The sequence below is a fragment of the Micrococcus sp. TCR-5 genome, from assembly GCF_052220525.1.
Classification (GTDB): domain Bacteria; phylum Actinomycetota; class Actinomycetes; order Actinomycetales; family Micrococcaceae; genus Micrococcus; species Micrococcus luteus.
Map to the genome: position 1 here is coordinate 50197 of NZ_JBQPDO010000003.1, position 16375 is coordinate 66571.

Here is a 16375-nt window from a genome sequence, read left to right on the forward strand (position 1 = left end):
GACGCGGGGTTCACTCGAGCCCGGCGCGGACGGCCGAGTCCCACAGGCCCTCGGCCCACGGCAGGCGGGTGTTGACGACCTCGTCCGCGCCGGCGGCGGGCGTGTCCTCGGTCTCGGTCGCGGTGTCGGTCTCGGAGGGCCGCCCCGTCACGGAGTACAGGGTCTCCCCCGGCATGACCAGCTCGAGACGCTCACGCGCCTGCTGGGTCACGTAGGCGGGATCGTCCCACAGCTGGATCCGCCGTTCGTAGTCCTCGCGCTGGGCCTGCATGGTGGCGATCTCCTCGCGCGCGGCCGAGATCTCCAGCTGCTGGTTCAGGAACGCGCGCAGCGTGGGCGCCACCAGGACGGCGGCCACCAGCAGCACGGCGACGACGATGAGCGAGCGGCCCGTGATCTGCCGGGCCGGCACCGGCTCCGGCAGCGGGGCCCGACGGCGGGCGGCCGTGGCGGCGGCGGATGCGGCGCGGCGGGGGGCGGGCCGGGGCCGACGCCCGGCCGGGCGGGCCGGAGCCGTCCGGCGCGGGGGTGCCGACGGGGACGCGGGGGCGGCGGTGTCCCCGGCGGGGGCCGTGTCGGCCCGGTCCGCGTCCGGGTGCCCGTCCAGGTGTCCGGGGTGACCGGCCTGGCGGCGCTCCTGGACGCTCTGCAGGTCGATGACCTCGGCGTCCGTCGCCGCGGGCGCCGGCGTGGGGGCCGCAGGGGTCGGCGTGGGCGTGTCCGCCTCCGGGAAGGCCGTCGTCGGGGCCGCCGGGGCCGCGACGGCGGTCCGGCGCGGGGCGCCCGTCGTCGGGTCGACACGGGGCACGCGGGGGCGGCGCGGACTCATCGCGGACTCCTTCGGACGCGTGGCGGGGACCCTCCCAGCCTACTGCCCGCCCCTGGCAGGCTCCTGGCCGCCCCCGGGACGGACGCGGGCCCGCCCGGAGGGATCCGGGCGGGCCCGCGCGTCGTCGTCGGGGACGGTCAGCCGCGGAAGCGCGGGAAGGCGGAGCGGCCCGCGTAGACGGCGGCGTCGTCCAGGTCCTCCTCGATGCGCAGCAGCTGGTTGTACTTGGCCACGCGGTCCGAGCGGGCCGGGGCGCCGGTCTTGATCTGGCCGGCGTTGGTGGCCACCGCGAGGTCCGCGATGAACGTGTCCTCGGTCTCGCCCGAGCGGTGCGAGATCATGCAGTGGAACATGTGGCGCTGGGCCAGGGCGATCGCGTCGAAGGTCTCGGTCAGGGAGCCGATCTGGTTGACCTTCACGAGCAGGGCGTTGCCGGCCTTCTCGTCGATGCCGCGCTGCAGCCGCTCCACGTTGGTGACGAACAGGTCGTCGCCCACCAGCTGGACGCGATCGCCCAGCTGCGCGGTCAGGTGCTGCCAGCCGTCCCAGTCGTCCTCGTCGAGCGGGTCCTCGATGGAGACGATCGGGTAGTTGTCCACCAGCTCGGTGTAGTAGGCGGCCATCTCCTCGGCGGAGCGCTGCTGGCCCTCGAAGGTGTAGGAGCCCTTGTCGAAGAACTCGGAGGAGGCGACGTCCAGCGCCAGCGCGATGTCCTCGCCCAGGCGGTAGCCGGCCTTCGTCACGGCCTCGGCGATGAGGTCCAGGGCGGCGCGGTTGGACTCCAGGGACGGGGCGAACCCGCCCTCGTCGCCCAGGCCGGTGGACAGGCCCTTCTCCTGCAGCACGGTCTTCAGGGCGTGGTAGACCTCGGTGCCCCAGCGCAGGGCCTCGCGGAAGGACGGGGCGCCGATCGGGGCGATCATGAACTCCTGGATGTCCACGTTGGAGTCCGCGTGGGCGCCGCCGTTGAGGATGTTCATCATCGGCACGGGCAGCACGTGGGCGTTCGGGCCGCCCAGGTACTTGTAGAGCATGAGGTCGGAGGCCTGCGCGGCGGCCGCGGCGACGGCCATGGACACGCCCAGGATCGCGTTCGCGCCCAGCGTGCCCTTGTTGGGGGTGCCGTCCAGGTCACGCATCGCGCGGTCCACGGCGCGCTGGTCCGCGGCGAACTCGCCCTCGAGCTCCTCCGCGATGCCCTCGACGGCGGCGACGGCGTCCAGCACGCCCTTGCCGCCGTAGCGCTTCTTGTCCCCGTCACGGCGCTCGACCGCCTCGAACTCGCCGGTGGACGCGCCCGAGGGCACGGCCGCGCGGCCCAGGGAGCCGTCGGTGAGCAGGACCTCCACCTCGACGGTGGGGTTGCCGCGCGAGTCGAGGATCTCGCGAGCGTGGATGGCGTCGATCAGGGCCATGGACGGGTCTCCTTCAATCGAAGTCGGAAGTCGTGCCCGCGGCGTGGACACGGCCTCAGCCTAGCGGGGACCTCAGGTTCCAGTCGGCCGCGCGCCGGCGACAAGACCGCCGTTCCCCCCGGCTGCGATGTCGCTGGGGCGCGGTCGGGGCGGCGGCCGGGCCGGCGCGGCGTCGCGTCAGCCGGACGGACGCAGCGCCGACCAGTCCCCCGCACGCACTCGCGCCACCGTGGTGCGCAGGGCCCGTTCGGGGTCCAGCCCCGCCGCCCGGGCCCGGAACACCAGCGCGAACAGCTCCGCCCCGAGCGCGGTCTCGTCCGGCCACACCGCCACCGGACGCTCCCCCGCCTCCGCGGCCGGCACCGGGACGTGCGCCGCGAGCGGGTCCGGCTCCTGCCGGGCCGCGCGGTCGACCACCTTCGCGGCGGCGGCCAGCGCCGGCAGCCGGGCCGGGATGTCGCCGACGTCGAGGCCCGGGCCGGTGCCGCCGTCGCCGTGGGCCGGGGCGGCGGACGAGAGCCCCGCGGCGGCCCGCTCCTGCGCCTTGACCCGCTCCCAGGCCAGCTCGACGGCCTCGGGCGTGACGGCGGCGAGCTCCTCGGCCGGGCGCAGGCCGCCCTCGGGAGTGAGCACGAGCGGGTTGCGCCGGATCATCTTGGCGGTGAGGGCGTCGGCGGCGTCGTCCAGGCGGAACCCGGCCGTCTCCGCCGGGGCGCCCGGCTCCCGGGAGACGGCGGCGTGCAGCACCACCTGGAACAGGACGTCCCCGAGCTCGGCGGCCAGGGCGGGGTACGCGCCGTCGGCCCGACGCGCGGGCACGTCGGCCCACGCGGCGGCGTCGCGGGACTCGACCTCCGCCACCGCCTCGTACGCCTCCTCCACGAGGTACTCGGCGAGGTCGGCGTGCGTGAGCGCGGCCGTCCACGGGCAGTGGTCGCGCAGGGCCTCGACCACCGCCACCAGACGGTCCACACTCGCGCTCACGGACGGATCAGTCGTCCTCGTCCTCGTCGTCCAGCTCCTCGAGGACCGGGCCGACGGCGTCGCCGGAAATGACCTCGCCCCAGCCGGCCACGAGGATCTCGGCGAGGTCCTCGCGCTCGTCCACGGACAGGAAGGCGGCCTCGGCAGCGTTGAGCTGCAGGTCCAGCAGCTCGGAGAGCGAGTAGCCGAAGGTCTCGGCGAGCAGGTAGAGCTCGTCGGTCAGGGACACGTCCGAGACGAGCCGGTTGTCCGTGTTCACGGTGACGCGGAAGCCGAGCTGCACGAGCAGGTCGATGGGATGGCCCGCGATGCCCGCCGCGGCGTCCACCGCGCCGGTCTGCAGGTTCGAGGACGGGCAGACCTCCAGGGCGATCTGCCGGTCCCGCACCCACGCGGCGGTCTCGCCCAGGTCCACGAGGCCGGTCAGCTCGTCCAGCTGCTCGCCGTCCTCGTCCACGCCGCCGTACTCCACCGAGATGTCCTCGGCCAGGCGCACGCCGTGGCCCAGGCGCAGCGCGCGGCCGTCCACGAGGGCCGAGCGGACGGAGTCGAGCCCGTCGCCCTCGCCTGCGTGCACGGTGACGGGCAGGTGGTGGGCGGCCAGCCACGTGAAGGTGTCGGCGAAGCGGGAGGGCGGGAACCCGGCCTCGGCGCCCGCGATGTCGAAGCCCACGACGCCGGCCTCGCGGTGGCGCACGGCCAGCTCGGCGATCTCCTGGGCCCGGTCGGCGTGCCGCATCGCGGTGACCAGCTGGCCCACGCGGATCACGTGGCCCGCGGCGTCGGCGGCCTCGACCGCCTCGTCCAGGCCGGCCTGCACGGCCTCGACCGCCTCGTCCAGGCTCAGCCCGCCGGCCAGGTGCTGCTCGGGGGCCCAGCGGATCTCGCCGTAGACGACGCCGTCGGCGACCAGGTCCTCGACGAACTCGCGGGCCACGCGGCGCAGCTGCTCGCGGGTCTGCATCACGGCGGTGGTCAGGGCGAAGACCTGCAGGTACTTCTCGAGGGACTCGCCGTTGGCGTGCTCGGCGATCCACTCGGCCAGGCCCTCGACGGTGTCCGCGGGGACCTCGACGCCGGCCTCGCGGGCCAGGTCGAGGACGGTGCCCACGCGCAGGCCGCCGTCGAGGTGGTCGTGGAGGGAGACCTTGGGCAGGACGGCCAGGTCGACCTCGAGCGGGGAGGGGGATGCGGTGTCCGGAAGCTGCGTCGTCGTCACGGGCGTCACTCTACGGCAGGGCGCTCAGCGCAGGGCCTCCTGCTCGGCCAGGGTGAGGCCCTTCACCCCGGTGCCCAGCCGGCGGCGCAGCAGGGCCTTGAGCAGGCGGTCCAGCAGCAGGCCCACGAGCGCCGCACCCGTCACGGAGACGGCGATCTGCAGCACCGGGTTCTCCAGCCAGCCCGCGGTCAGACGCGCGATCATGATCGAGTACGCGGCCCAGCTGGCCGTGGAGAGCAGGTCCAGCGCCACGAACCGCACCGGCGGGTAGCGGGTGGCGCCGGCGGTGAGGTTCAGGGCCACGCGGCCGCCGGGGATGAACCGGGCGGTGAACAGCAGCAGCGCGCCGTGGCTGTGCAGGTGGTGGCGGGCGACCTCGACCGTGGCCCGCACCCGCCGCAGCCGCATCCACCGGAACCGCTCCACGCCCACGGCACGGCCAATCGCGTACGCGGCCACGTCCCCCAGGAACGCGCCCGCGAAGCCGACCCCCCACAGCGCCCACAGGGAGAACGGGTGCCCGTCGCGGACGATCGCGCCGAGGGCCACCAGCACCGACTCCGACGGGAAGATCGGCACGATGCCGTCGAACAGGCACAGCAGCAGCGTCAGCGGCAGGACCCACCACTGCGCGGAGGCGTGGAGGATCGCCTCCTCGAGCCACGCGAGCATCCGGTCAGCCGATCCGGTCCAGGATCACGGAGCGCTCCCGCAGGGTCCGGGCGGCGTCGTCGTCGAGCTCGCCGACGGCCCAGCCGCCGGCGAGCGCGGCCTTCGCCCGCTCGAAGCGCTCCGGCGTGTCCGTGTGCAGGGTCAGCACCTTCTGACCCCGGGCCACGCGCTCGCCGGGGCGCACGTGCACCTCGACGCCGGCCGCGGCCTGGACGGCCTGGCCCTGCCGCTCCCGCCCGGCGCCGAGGCGCCACGCGGCCAGGCCCACGGCCATCGCGTCCAGCTCGCTGAGGACGCCGTCCGTCTCCGCGACGACGTCCTCGGTGTGGGCCGCCGTCGGGAGGGCCGCGCGGGGGTCGCCGCCCTGGGCCTCGATCATCCGGTTCCACACGTCCATCGCCCGGCCGTTGGCCAGGTGCTCGGCCGGGTCCACGTCCGTGACCCCGGCGCCGGCGAGCATCGCGGCGGCGAGCGCCACGGTGAGCTCCACGACGTCGGCCGGGCCGCCGCCGGCGAGCACCTCCACCGACTCGCGGACCTCGAGGGCGTTGCCGGCCGTCCGGCCCAGGGGCACGGACATGTCCGTGAGCAGCGCCGAGGTGTCCACCCCGGCGTCGCGGCCGAGGTCCACCATGGTCCGGGCCAGTTCGCGGGCGGACGCCTCATCCTTCATGAAGGCGCCCGAGCCGCACTTGACGTCCAGCACGAGGGCACCGGTGCCCTCGGCGATCTTCTTGGACATGATCGAGGAGGCGATCAGCGGGATGGCCTCCACCGTGCCGGTGACGTCGCGCAGGGCGTACAGGCGCTTGTCCGCCGGGGCCAGGCCCGAGCCGGCGGCGCAGATCACGGCGCCCACCTCGGAGAGCTGGCGCAGCATCGCCTCGTTGCTGAGGTCGGCCCGCCACCCGGGGATCGCCTCGAGCTTGTCCAGGGTGCCGCCGGTGTGCCCGAGGCCGCGGCCGGACAGCTGCGGCACCGCCACCCCGAAGGAGGCCACGAGGGGGGCCAGCGGCAGGGTGATCTTGTCCCCCACGCCGCCGGTGGAGTGCTTGTCCGCGGTGGCCAGGGGGCGGCCGTCCGGGGTGGTGAGCCCGCCGAAGTCCATGCGCTCGCCCGAGGCGATCATCGCGTCCGTCCAGCGGGCGATCTCGGCGCGGTCCATGCCGTTGAGCAGGATCGCCATGGCCAGGGCGGACATCTGCTCGTCCGCCACCACGCCGCGGGTGTACGCGTCCACCACCCAGTCGATCTGCTCGGGCGACAGCGTCCCCCGATCCCGCTTGGTGCGGATCACCTCGACGGCGTCGAAGGGCTCGGCCTGCGGCTGCGCGGTCATGGGGGTCTCCTCGGGGGACGGCTGCGACGGTCAGCCTCCGACTCTAGCGAGCGGGCCCGGGAGCGCGCCGCAGGTCAGGGACGGGCCGCCCGCTCCAGGTCGGCCGGGCCGAAGGCGTCCGGCAGCACCGCGTCGATCCCCCGCTCCCCCGCCGGGGTGAGCAGCACGAGCCCGGGGGCGCGGAACTCGTACAGCAGCTGGCGGCACCGCCCGCAGGGCATGGTGAGCACGCCCTCGCCGTCCACGCACACGAACGCGGCCAGTCGGCCGCCCCCGCCCATGCGCAGGTCGGCCAGCAGCGCGCACTCGGCGCACAGGGTCAGCCCGTAGGACGCGTTCTCGATGTTGCAGCCCGAGACGAGGCGGCCGTCGTCGGTGAGCGCGGCGGCGCCCACCCGGAACCCCGAGTAGGGCACGTAGGCGTGCTCCGTGGCGGCCAGGGCCGCGGCCCGCAGCCGGTCCCAGTCCACGCGCGGCGCCGTCGTCGTGTGCTGCCCGTCCGCCACGGCTACTCCTTCACGTACGGCACGCCCGAGGCGGCCGGGCCGCGCGAGCGGCCCACGAGGCCGGCCACGGCGAACACCGTGACGAGGTACGGGAGCATCGCCATGAACTGGCTCGGCACCGGGGTGCCGAGGATCGCCAGGACGTACTGCATGTTGGTGGCGAAGCCGAACAGCAGCGCCGCGAAGAACGCGCCGATCGGGTTCCAGCGGCCGAAGATCACGGCCGCGAGCGCGATGAAGCCCTGGCCCGCCGTCATCTCCTTGGTGAAGGACGACGCGGAGACGAGCGTGAAGAACGCCCCGCCCATGCCGGCCACCGCGCCGCCCAGCAGGACGGCGGCGTACCGCGTGCGGTTCACGTCGATGCCCACGGTGTCCGCGGCCTTGGGGTGCTCGCCCACGGCGCGCACGCGCAGGCCCCAGCGGGTGCGGAACAGGGCGAACCATAGCGCGATGACGAGCAGGTACATCGCGTAGCCCAGGATCGTCTGGTTGAACAGGATGGGCCCGAGCACGGGGATGTCCGCCAGGCCCGGGATCCGCAGGTTCGGGAAGTGCGGCGGCGCGTTGAGCTCGGTGTCCCCGCCCGTGAGGACGGTGGAGTACAGGAAGCTCGTCAGGCCGGCCACGAGCACGTTGAGCACGACGCCGACGATCACCTGGTTGACCAGGTACTTGATCGAGAACACGGCGAGCAGCCAGGACACGAGGACGCCGGCCACGATCGCGGCGGCCAGGCCCGCCCAGGGCGAGCCGGTGGCGGTGCCGACGACGGCGGCCGTGAACGCGCCCGCCAGCAGCTGACCCTCGATCGCGATGTTCACCACGCCCGAGCGCTCGGCCAGGATGCCGGCCATCGAGCCGAAGATCAGCGGGACGGCCAGCGCGAACGAGCCGGCGATCAGGCCGGTGAGGAACACGGTGGTGTTGTCCGCCGAGCCGATCACCCAGATGAGGAACGCGGCCACGAAGGCGACGGCGAACAGGGCCGCGGCCCAGCCGGGGGTGCGCCCCGAGCGCAGGGTCGCCAGCCAGGCCACCGCGGTCAGCACCGCCATGAGCCCGACGAGCAGCCAGCCCCCCAGCACGGGGTCGGCGGTCAGGTCCGGGAGCACGACGGCGTCGGACGCGTTCGAGAGTCGGAAGGTCGCCGCCGCCTCGGGGGCGCCGAGGGCGAAGACGGCCAGGGCCAGCAGGGTCAGGATCGTCAGGGCGATCGGGGTGGTCCAGTGCCGGACCACGACCCGGGCGGGCTCGGCGGCCTCGGGGCGGACGACGTCGGCGTGGGGCCGGGCGGCGGTCGCGCTCATCGGGCGTCCCCCTTCTGCTCGTGCGGGCGGTGGGTCGGGGCCGTGTCCGTGGGTGCAGTGGTCGGAGCCTGCGGGTCCGCGACGGCGGCGGCCGCGGCCTCCTGGACGCCCGTGGACGGGGCGGCGGCGTGGCCGCCGGCGCCGGTCAGCGCGGCGCCGGCCACGGCGGGCTGGGTCACGGGGTCGGCCGCGCGGCGGGCGCGCGCGGCGCCCGGGGCGGGCAGCCGGAAGATGGCGCGCACCAGCGGCGGGGCCGCGATGAGCAGCACGATCACGGACTGCACCACGAGGACGATGTCGACCGGCACCCCGGTCTCGGTCTGCATGGTCACGCCGCCGGCGCGCAGGGCGCCGAAGAGCAGGCCCGCGAACAGCACGCCCACCGGGTGGGACCGGCCGAGCAGCGCCACCGTGATCGCGTCGAAGCCGAAGGACCCGGCCACGGAGGTGTTCAGCGTGCTCTCCGTGCCGGCCACGTGGGTGGCGCCGGCCAGGCCGGCCAGGCCGCCGGAGATCGCCATGGCGGCCAGGTAGGAGCCCTTGACGGAGATGCCGGCCGTGCGGGCGGCGTCCGGGTTGGCGCCCACGGCCCGCAGGCGGAAGCCGAGGGTGGAGCGCTGCATCAGCCACCACGTGAAGAGCACGGCCAGCAGCGCGACGAAGAAGCCCCAGTGCAGCCGGAAGTCGGTCCCCAGCAGCCGCGGGAACATGGCGGAGCGGTCCAGCGGCGCGGACACCGGGTTCGTGGTGCCGGGCGCCCGCAGGACGGGGGTGTTCAACAGGTAGGCGAGCAGGTTCACCGCCACGTAGTTGAGCATGATCGTGAGGATCACCTCGTGCGCGCCCGTCCAGGCCTTGAGCACGCCGACGACGGAGCCCCACAGCACGCCGCCGAGCACGCCCATCACGACGACGAGCAGCAGGTGCACGCCGGCCGGCAGGTGCAGGTGCACGCCGAACCACGTGGCGAACATGGCGCCGAAGATGAACTGACCCTGGCCGCCGATGTTGAACAGGCCCGCCCGGAAGGCGATGGCGATGCCCAGCGAGATGATGATCAGCGGGGTCGCCACGGTGAGGGTCTCGGTGAGCGGGTAGAGCATGCCCGTCGCGTCCGAGGCCCGGTAGTTGAAGACGGCGCCGCGGAATAGGGCCGCGAAGGCTCCGGCGAACGCGGCCCAGGCGGCGGAGAGCAGGTCGCCCGGGCGGGCGAAGAAGTAGCCGGCGGCGTCGCGGACGTCCTCGTCCACGGCGATGATCAGCAGGCCGGAGATCAGCAGGGACAGCAGGATCGCCAGGGCGGTGACCGTGCCGTTGCCCGAGAGGATCCGGCGCAGGGCGGAGTCGGCGGGGGCGGGCCGGGCGGCCGCGTCGGACGCGGGGGCCGGGCGCTGCGGGGCGGCGGTGCTCACGGGCGCTCTCCTTCCGTGGTGGGGTGGGCGGCGGGCGCCTCACCGGCGGTGCCGGGCGTGCCCGCGGCGACGTCTGCGCCGGAGGCGAGGGCCGCGTCGTCGGGGGTCTGGCCGGCCATCATGAGGCCGAGCGTCTCGCGCGAGGTGTCCCCCGGCACGATGCCGACGATCCGCCCGTGGTACATCACGGCGATCCGGTCCGCCAGCTCGAGGACCTCGTCCAGCTCGGTGGAGACGATCAGCACGGGGGTGCCGGCGTCGCGCTCGGCGATGATCCGGTCGTGCAGGAACTCGATCGAGCCGACGTCCACGCCGCGCGTGGGCTGCGAGGCGATGAACAGGCGCAGCCCGTCCACGAGTTCGCGGGCCATGACGACCTTCTGCTGGTTGCCTCCCGAGAGGGAGGAGACCGGCAGGTCCACGCCCTGGGTGCGGACGTCGAACTCGGCCACGCGGCGCTCGGCGAGCGCCCGCACCGCGGCGGGGCGCATCTGCACGGCGTTGCCGGCCGGGGCGACGTCGTACCGGTTGAGCACCATGTTCTCCGCCACGGAGAACGGGCCGACGAGCCCGTCCGTGGAGCGGTCCTCGGGCACGAAGCCGACGCCGGCGCGGATGATCTGGCGGGTGGACCGGCCGATCAGCTCCCGGCCGTCCAGGGTGACGGAGCCGGTGGCCTTGACCAGGCCCATGATCGCCTCGGTCAGCTCGGTCTGCCCGTTGCCCTGCACACCGGCCACGGCGAGGACCTCGCCCTGGCGGACGGCGAAGGACACGGCGTCCAGCAGCACCTGGCCCGTGGGCGAGACGACGGAGAGGTCCTCGACGCGGAACGTCTCCTCCCCCAGGGTCGGGGCCGTCTTGCGCCGCTCGAGGACGACGTTCCGGCCCACCATGAGGGCGGCCAGCTCGGCGGCCTCGGCGGAGGGCTCCGCCGTGCCGACCACGCGGCCGCGGCGCAGCACGGTGATGTCGTCCGAGACGGCCTTGACCTCGCGCAGCTTGTGGGAGATGAACACGATCGCCGTGCCGTCCGCCCGCAGCTGCCGGATGATGCCGAGCAGCTCGTCGGTCTCCTGGGGGGTGAGCACGGCGGTCGGCTCGTCCAGGATGAGGATGCGCGCGTCGCGGACGAGGGCCTTGATGATCTCGACGCGCTGCTGCACGCCCACGGGCAGGTCCTCGACGACGGCGTCCGGGTCCACGTCGAAGCCGTACTGCGCGGAGATCTCCCGGATCCGCCGGCGGGTGGCCTCGAGGTCGAGCACGCCCAGGGCGCGGGTGTGCTCGTCGCCGAGGGCCACGTTCTCGGCCACCGTGAAGACGGGCACGAGCATGAAGTGCTGGTGCACCATGCCGATGCCCGCGCGCATGGCCTCGCCGGGGCCGGAGAACCGGACGGGCTCGCCGTCGAGCAGGATCTCCCCCTCGGTGGGCTCGTAGAGCCCGAAGAGGACGTTCATCAGGGTGGACTTGCCGGCGCCGTTCTCGCCGAGGAGGGTGTGCACCCGCCCCGACTCCACGGTCAGGTTCACGTCCTCGTTCGCGGCGAACGAGCCGAAGCGCTTGGTGATCCCGCGCAGTTCGAGCCTCATCGAGGGCCTTCCGTCTGGTCGATGCTCGTGGTGCCGCGCTCGGCGGCGGGGGCGGGCCGGGCGCCCGCGCGCCGCGGGGCCGGTCCGGAGGGGTCCGGGCCGGCCCCGCGGCGGTGGCGAGGCGGGTCAGGCCTCCGGGGAGTACTCCGAACCGACCTTCAGCTCGCCCGAGATGATCTTCGCCTCGAGGTCCTTGAGCTCGTCCTTGAGCTCCTGCGGCACCGTGTCCTCGAAGTCGTGGAACGGGGCCAGCTCGACGCCCTTGTTCTCCAGCGTGCCCACGTAGGGCTCGGCCGAGAACTCGTCCTTCAGGTCCGCGGCGATCACGTCGGTGACGGACTGGCCCATGTTCTTCTTCACCGAGGTGAGGATCAGGTTGCCGTCCTTGGTGGACTCGTAGCCGTCCGAGTCCGGCCAGATGACCTTGACGTCCTTGCCGCCCTGGTTCGCCTCGCGGACGGCGTCCAGGGTGCCCAGGCCCACGGGGCCCGCCACCGGCATCACGATGTCGGCGCCCTCGTTGATGAAGTTGGCGGTGTTCGTCTTGCCGTTGGCCACGTTCTCGAAGTCGCCCGTAAACGAGCCGGTCTTCGCGTCCTTGTCCCAGCCCAGGACCTTGACGTCCTTGTCCTTGACCTCGTTGTAGTGCTCCACGCCGCGGGCGAAGCCGTCCATGAAGATGGTGACGGTGGGGATCTCGGCCCCTCCGTAGGTGGCCACGGTGCCGGTCTCGGTGGTGCCCGCCGCCAGGTACCCGGCCAGGAACGCCGCCTGCGCCGTGTCGTAGGTGAGCTTCTGGAAGTTGTCGGTGAAGTCGCCGTCGGTGACGTCCACGCCGAAGAAGTGGGTGTCCGAGTGCTGCGCGGCGATCGGCTTCATGGCGTCGCCGAGGAGGAAGCCCACGCCGATGACGGCGTCGCAGTCGCCGTTGACCATGGCGGTCACGTTCGGGGTGTACTCGCTGGGCTCGTTCGACTCGGCCTCGCTGGTGGTGATGCCGTAGGCCTCCTCGGCGGCCTTGAGGCCCTCGTAGGAGGACTGGTTGAAGGAGCGGTCGTCGAAGCCGCCCTCGTCCGAGACGATGCAGGCCTTGTAGTCCTTGTTGTCCGAGCCGACGCCGTCCACGGTGGCGATGGCCTCGCTCTCGGCGGCGCCGGAGCCCGAGGCCTCGGACTGCTCCGGCGGGGCGCCGCACGCGGTCAGCAGCAGGCCGGAGACGCCGAGCGCGGCGGCGGGGAGCAGGAGACGACGGCGGCGCGCGGCCGACGGGGTGGCGATGCCCATGGGGTCCTCATTTCGGAAGGCACGGTGCGAGGTCCGCGGCCGGTGGCCGCGGAAAGACGGGGCCCGTGCGGGTGGCCCCGTCCGGATGAGCGCGAGTCTACCGAACGGTGGGCCCGTCCCCTCCGGCGGGGGCGGGCGGTGGGGTCAGTGGTGGTCCTCGCCCGTGAGCACCTGCAGCGCGGCGGCGGTGAAGACCCGCATGCCCACGCCGATGGCCCGCTCGTCCGGCGCGTAGTCCCCGCGGTGCAGATCGTAGATGGGGCCACCCGGGGACCGGGTGCCGAGGCGCAGCATGGAGCCGGGCACCTTCTGGGTCATCCAGGCGAAGTCCTCGCCGCCCATCGACTGCGGGGTCAGGACGATCGCCCGCGAGCCGAGCTCCCGCCGCGCCGCGGTCTCGATCAGCGCCGTCTCGCCCTCGGTGTTGTGCACCGGCGGGACGCCGCGCACGTGCTCGAGCTGCACGTGCACGCCGTACGGCGCGGCCACCTGCCGGACCACCTCGTCGAGCAGCGCACCGGCCTCCTCCCACACGTCCGCGTCGAGGCAGCGCATGGTCCCGGCCAGGTAGCCGGTGTTGTCGATCGCGTTGGGCGCGCTGCCGGCGGCGATCTGCCCCCACACCACCGAGACGGCCGAGCGCACGTCGATCCGCCGGGAGAGCACGGCGGGCACGTTCACGGCGATCTGGGACAGGGCGAAGACCATGTCCTCGGTGAGGTGGGGCCGCGAGGTGTGCCCACCGCGTCCGGTGAGGGTGATCCGGATCGTGTCCGCCGCCGAGGTGATGGCGCCGATGCGGGTGCCGATCGAGCCGACGTCGACCTGGGGGTCGCAGTGCGCCGCCAGGATGCGGGGCACGTCGTCGAGGATCCCCTGGCGCAGCACGGCCAGGGAGCCGCCGGGCAGCCGCTCCTCCGCGGGCTGGAAGATGACGCGGACCGTGCCGTGGACCCGCTCGCCGGCCGCGCGCAGGTCGGCGTCGGCGGTGGCCCCGCGGAGGATGCGGCCGAGGGCGACGGCCACACCCGCCATGACGGCGGTGTGCATGTCGTGGCCGCACGCGTGCGCGACGCCGTCATTGACGGACACGTAGGGCAGGCCGGTCTCCTCCTCGACCGGCAGCGCGTCGATGTCCGCGCGCAGGGCCAGCACCACCGGCCCCTCCCCGACGTCCACGTAGGCGCCCGTGGACTCCATCCGCACGGGCGAGAGCCCGTAGCCGGAGAGCAGCTCCACGATGCGGTCGGTGGTGCGGTACTCCTCATAGGAGAGCTCGGGATGCCGGTGCAGGTCCCGGCGGAAGGACACGATCTCGTCCTCGAGCTCGGCCACCACGGGGCCCACCGAGGGGACGGAGGTCGGACGGGGCCCGGTCAGCACGGAGTCGGAGGTGGTCATGGCCCAGCACCCTACTCCGGGGGTGCCGGTCGGTGCGGGCCGGACCCGGCCCAGGGCGCGGTCAGAGGACCTCGTCCACGCCCTCCGCCTTGAGCGCCTCGACGGCCTTCTTGACCTCCTGGGCGTGCTCCGTGGTGGTGACCAGCAGCGCGTCCTCGGTGTCCACCACGACGACGTCCTCGATGCCGATCAGCGCGATGACGCGCTTCGTGTCCGTCACCACGACGCCGGACGCGTCGTCCGAGTACACCCGCGGGGTGTCGCCGATCACCGTGATGCCGGAGGCGTCCTTGACCGGGTTCAGGCGGGCGATCGCCGCGAAGTCCCCCACGTCGTCCCACGTGAAGGAGCCGGGGATCACGGCCACGTCGCCGACGGCGGCGGCGGGCTCGGCGACGGCGTAGTCGATGGCGGTCTTCGTCAGCTCGGGCCACACCCGGGCCATGACCTCGTCCCGCTCCGGCGTCTCCCACGCGCGGGCGATCTCCATCAGGCCGGCGTGCAGCGCGGGCTCGTTCTCCTCGAGGTGGGCCAGCATGAGGCCCACGGGCGCCACGAACATGCCCGCGTTCCAGAGGTAGCGGCCGGACTTCACGTACTGCTGGGCGACCTTCAGGTCCGGCTTCTCCACGAACGCGGCGACGTCGTACGCGTCCGGGGCGCCGGCCACGCGGAGGCGGCGGCCCCGGCGGATGTAGCCGAAGCCCGTGGCCGCGTGCGTGGGCTCAATGCCGATGGTCACGATCCGGCCGGTGGCCGCCGTCTCGACGGCCTGCCGCACCGCGTCCTGGAAGACCTCCACCGGGGAGATCACCTGATCCGCCGCGAACGAGCCCATGATCGTGTCCGGGTCGCGCAGGGAGAGGATCGCCGCGGCCAGGCCGATGGCGGCCGCGGAGTCCTTGGGCGAGGGCTCGAGCACCAGATCCGTCTCCGCCAGGGCCGGCAGCTGCGTGCACACCGCCTCCCGGTGGGCCTCCCCGGTCACCACGAGCATGCCCGCGGCCAGGGGCGCCAGACGGTCCCACGTGGCACGGATCAGGGTCTGGCCCGAGCCGGTGAGGTCGTGGAGGAACTTCGGCGCGGCGGCCCGCGAGAGGGGCCACAGGCGGGTGCCCACGCCCCCGGCGGGGATCACGGCGTGGAAGCGGGACAGGGCCGTGCCCGGCGCGGCCTCGCGCGGGGCATCGGTCAGGTTCGGATCGGTGCTCACCGGGCCAGACTACGGAACCGTCCGGACGGGGGACCACTCGCCGCGTCCCAGGCGGGGCACAGCCCAGACCGAACAGGACGGCGGCGGGGCGCCGCACGCGTCACAGTGGTCGCCCGGGTCCCCGATCGGGCACGGAGGCGCGGGAAGGGTCTACCCTAGGCGGAGGAATCCACTCGCACACGCCCCTGCCCGTCGTCGTCCCACGGCGGAGGACCGGGATCGTGCATTCCCCCTGGAGGTATCAACCGTGTCTAGCGCCACTGCGCAGGCCCCGGCCAAGAACGGCCGCGGAACCCTGTACCGGGGCCACGGCGGCATGTGGTCCTGGGTGGGCCACCGCGTCACCGGCGTCGTCATCTTCTTCTACCTGCTCGTCCACGTGCTGGACACGGCCCTGGTCCGGGTCTCCCCCGAGGCCTACAACGCCGTGATCGGCTCGTACAAGACGTGGTACTTCGCGCTCGGCGAGGCCGGCCTCGTCGCGGCGATCATCTTCCACGCCCTGAACGGCCTGCGCATCATCCTGGTCGACTTCTGGAAGGGCGGCACCCAGCACCACAAGACCCTGCTGTGGATCGTGCTGGGGCTGTGGGTCGTCCTGACCCTGGGCTTCGCCATCCGTCACTTCAGCCTCGCACTCGGAGGTCACTGAGCCATGAGCACCACCGCTGAGACCACCATCGCGGCGCCCCGCAGCCGCCGTCTGGACCCCAAGTACACGCGCGACGGCGGCGGCCGCGGCAACTTCGAGATGCTCGCCTGGCTGTTCATGCGCATCTCGGGCGTCTTCCTCGTCGTGCTGATCGCCGTGCACCTGACCACCAACCTGCTGGTGGGCGACGGCATCCACGCCATCGACTTCGGCTTCGTGGCCGGCAAGTGGGCGCACCCGCTGTGGCAGTTCTGGGACCTGGCCCTCCTGTGGCTGGCCATGCTGCACGGCGCCAACGGCGTGCGCACGATCATCAACGACTACACCCGTCGCGGCAGCGCCCGCTTCTGGCTGACGATGATCCTGTACATCGCCACAGCCGTGATCATCATCCTCGGCACCCTGGTGATCTTCACCTTCGATCCCTGCATGGTGGACGCCTCCGGCGCCCTGCTCGAGGGCTCCCCGGCCTTCTGCGGCTGACCTCGGAAACGCTCACCCTGCGGTGCGGCCGGCCCGAGCGGCCGCCGCGTCACAGACACCC

15 protein-coding genes are annotated in these 16375 nt (G+C 73.6%); 2 read left to right on the forward strand and 13 right to left on the reverse strand.

Annotated features, from left to right (window positions below):
- Nucleotides 1–10: 10 nt before the first annotated feature.
- The 13 genes from ACTSKS_RS02975 to ACTSKS_RS03035 all read right to left on the reverse strand — a co-directional run bounded on the left by ACTSKS_RS02975 (nucleotide 11) and on the right by ACTSKS_RS03035 (nucleotide 15179).
- On the reverse strand, nucleotides 11–829 hold the full coding sequence (locus ACTSKS_RS02975; protein WP_095353413.1) for an FtsB family cell division protein: 819 nt from the start codon (nucleotides 827–829) through the stop codon (nucleotides 11–13).
- A 137-nt stretch (nucleotides 830–966) separates the two neighbouring features.
- A complete protein-coding gene (gene eno, locus ACTSKS_RS02980; protein WP_095695393.1) occupies nucleotides 967–2244 on the reverse strand; it encodes a phosphopyruvate hydratase in 1278 nt (425 codons plus the stop codon).
- A 177-nt stretch (nucleotides 2245–2421) separates the two neighbouring features.
- Nucleotides 2422–3228 (reverse strand): MazG nucleotide pyrophosphohydrolase domain-containing protein, encoded by an 807-nt coding sequence (locus tag ACTSKS_RS02985; protein ID WP_163721448.1) that lies wholly within the window; start codon nucleotides 3226–3228, stop codon nucleotides 2422–2424.
- A 7-nt stretch (nucleotides 3229–3235) separates the two neighbouring features.
- Nucleotides 3236–4447 carry an adenosine deaminase gene (locus tag ACTSKS_RS02990; protein ID WP_036336747.1) on the reverse strand — a complete coding sequence of 404 codons (1212 nt, stop codon included), beginning with the start codon at nucleotides 4445–4447 and terminating at the stop codon, nucleotides 3236–3238.
- Nucleotides 4448–4471: 24 nt separating this feature from the next.
- Nucleotides 4472–5119 (reverse strand): DedA family protein, encoded by a 648-nt coding sequence (locus ACTSKS_RS02995; protein ID WP_442927285.1) that lies wholly within the window; start codon nucleotides 5117–5119, stop codon nucleotides 4472–4474.
- A gap of 4 nt (nucleotides 5120–5123) precedes the next feature.
- Entirely contained in the window at nucleotides 5124–6458 is a 1335-nt protein-coding gene (locus ACTSKS_RS03000) for a thymidine phosphorylase (RefSeq protein ID WP_036384849.1), read from the reverse strand.
- 74 nt (nucleotides 6459–6532) lie between these two features.
- Nucleotides 6533–6964: a cytidine deaminase gene (locus ACTSKS_RS03005; RefSeq protein WP_095695390.1), complete on the reverse strand. Its 432-nt coding sequence runs from the start codon at nucleotides 6962–6964 to the stop codon at nucleotides 6533–6535.
- 2 nt (nucleotides 6965–6966) lie between these two features.
- Nucleotides 6967–8274: an ABC transporter permease gene (locus ACTSKS_RS03010; protein ID WP_095347466.1), complete on the reverse strand. Its 1308-nt coding sequence runs from the start codon at nucleotides 8272–8274 to the stop codon at nucleotides 6967–6969.
- A complete protein-coding gene (locus ACTSKS_RS03015; RefSeq protein ID WP_134416298.1) occupies nucleotides 8271–9686 on the reverse strand; it encodes an ABC transporter permease in 1416 nt (471 codons plus the stop codon). Before ACTSKS_RS03015 ends, ACTSKS_RS03010 begins: the two co-directional genes overlap by 4 nt.
- Nucleotides 9683–11281 carry an ABC transporter ATP-binding protein gene (locus tag ACTSKS_RS03020; RefSeq protein WP_036313325.1) on the reverse strand — a complete coding sequence of 533 codons (1599 nt, stop codon included), beginning with the start codon at nucleotides 11279–11281 and terminating at the stop codon, nucleotides 9683–9685. The genes ACTSKS_RS03015 and ACTSKS_RS03020 overlap by 4 nt, the downstream gene beginning before the upstream one ends.
- A gap of 126 nt (nucleotides 11282–11407) precedes the next feature.
- Complete coding sequence (locus ACTSKS_RS03025; RefSeq protein ID WP_060974005.1) at nucleotides 11408–12565, reverse strand: BMP family lipoprotein; 1158 nt, start codon at nucleotides 12563–12565, stop codon at nucleotides 11408–11410.
- A 144-nt stretch (nucleotides 12566–12709) separates the two neighbouring features.
- A complete protein-coding gene (locus tag ACTSKS_RS03030; RefSeq protein WP_061866929.1) occupies nucleotides 12710–13966 on the reverse strand; it encodes an amidohydrolase in 1257 nt (418 codons plus the stop codon).
- A 61-nt stretch (nucleotides 13967–14027) separates the two neighbouring features.
- Nucleotides 14028–15179, reverse strand: a complete 1152-nt coding sequence (locus ACTSKS_RS03035; protein WP_052520022.1) for a mannose-1-phosphate guanylyltransferase — start codon at nucleotides 15177–15179, stop codon at nucleotides 14028–14030.
- A 247-nt stretch (nucleotides 15180–15426) separates the two neighbouring features.
- On the opposite strand from ACTSKS_RS03035, the gene sdhC reads away from it, so the two are divergent.
- Both sdhC and ACTSKS_RS03045 read left to right on the forward strand, forming a co-directional pair.
- Nucleotides 15427–15831, forward strand: a complete 405-nt coding sequence (gene sdhC / locus ACTSKS_RS03040; protein ID WP_078025777.1) for a succinate dehydrogenase, cytochrome b556 subunit — start codon at nucleotides 15427–15429, stop codon at nucleotides 15829–15831.
- Between the two features lie 3 nt (nucleotides 15832–15834).
- Nucleotides 15835–16314: a succinate dehydrogenase hydrophobic membrane anchor subunit gene (locus tag ACTSKS_RS03045; RefSeq protein ID WP_036314556.1), complete on the forward strand. Its 480-nt coding sequence runs from the start codon at nucleotides 15835–15837 to the stop codon at nucleotides 16312–16314.
- Nucleotides 16315–16375 lie beyond the last annotated feature (61 nt).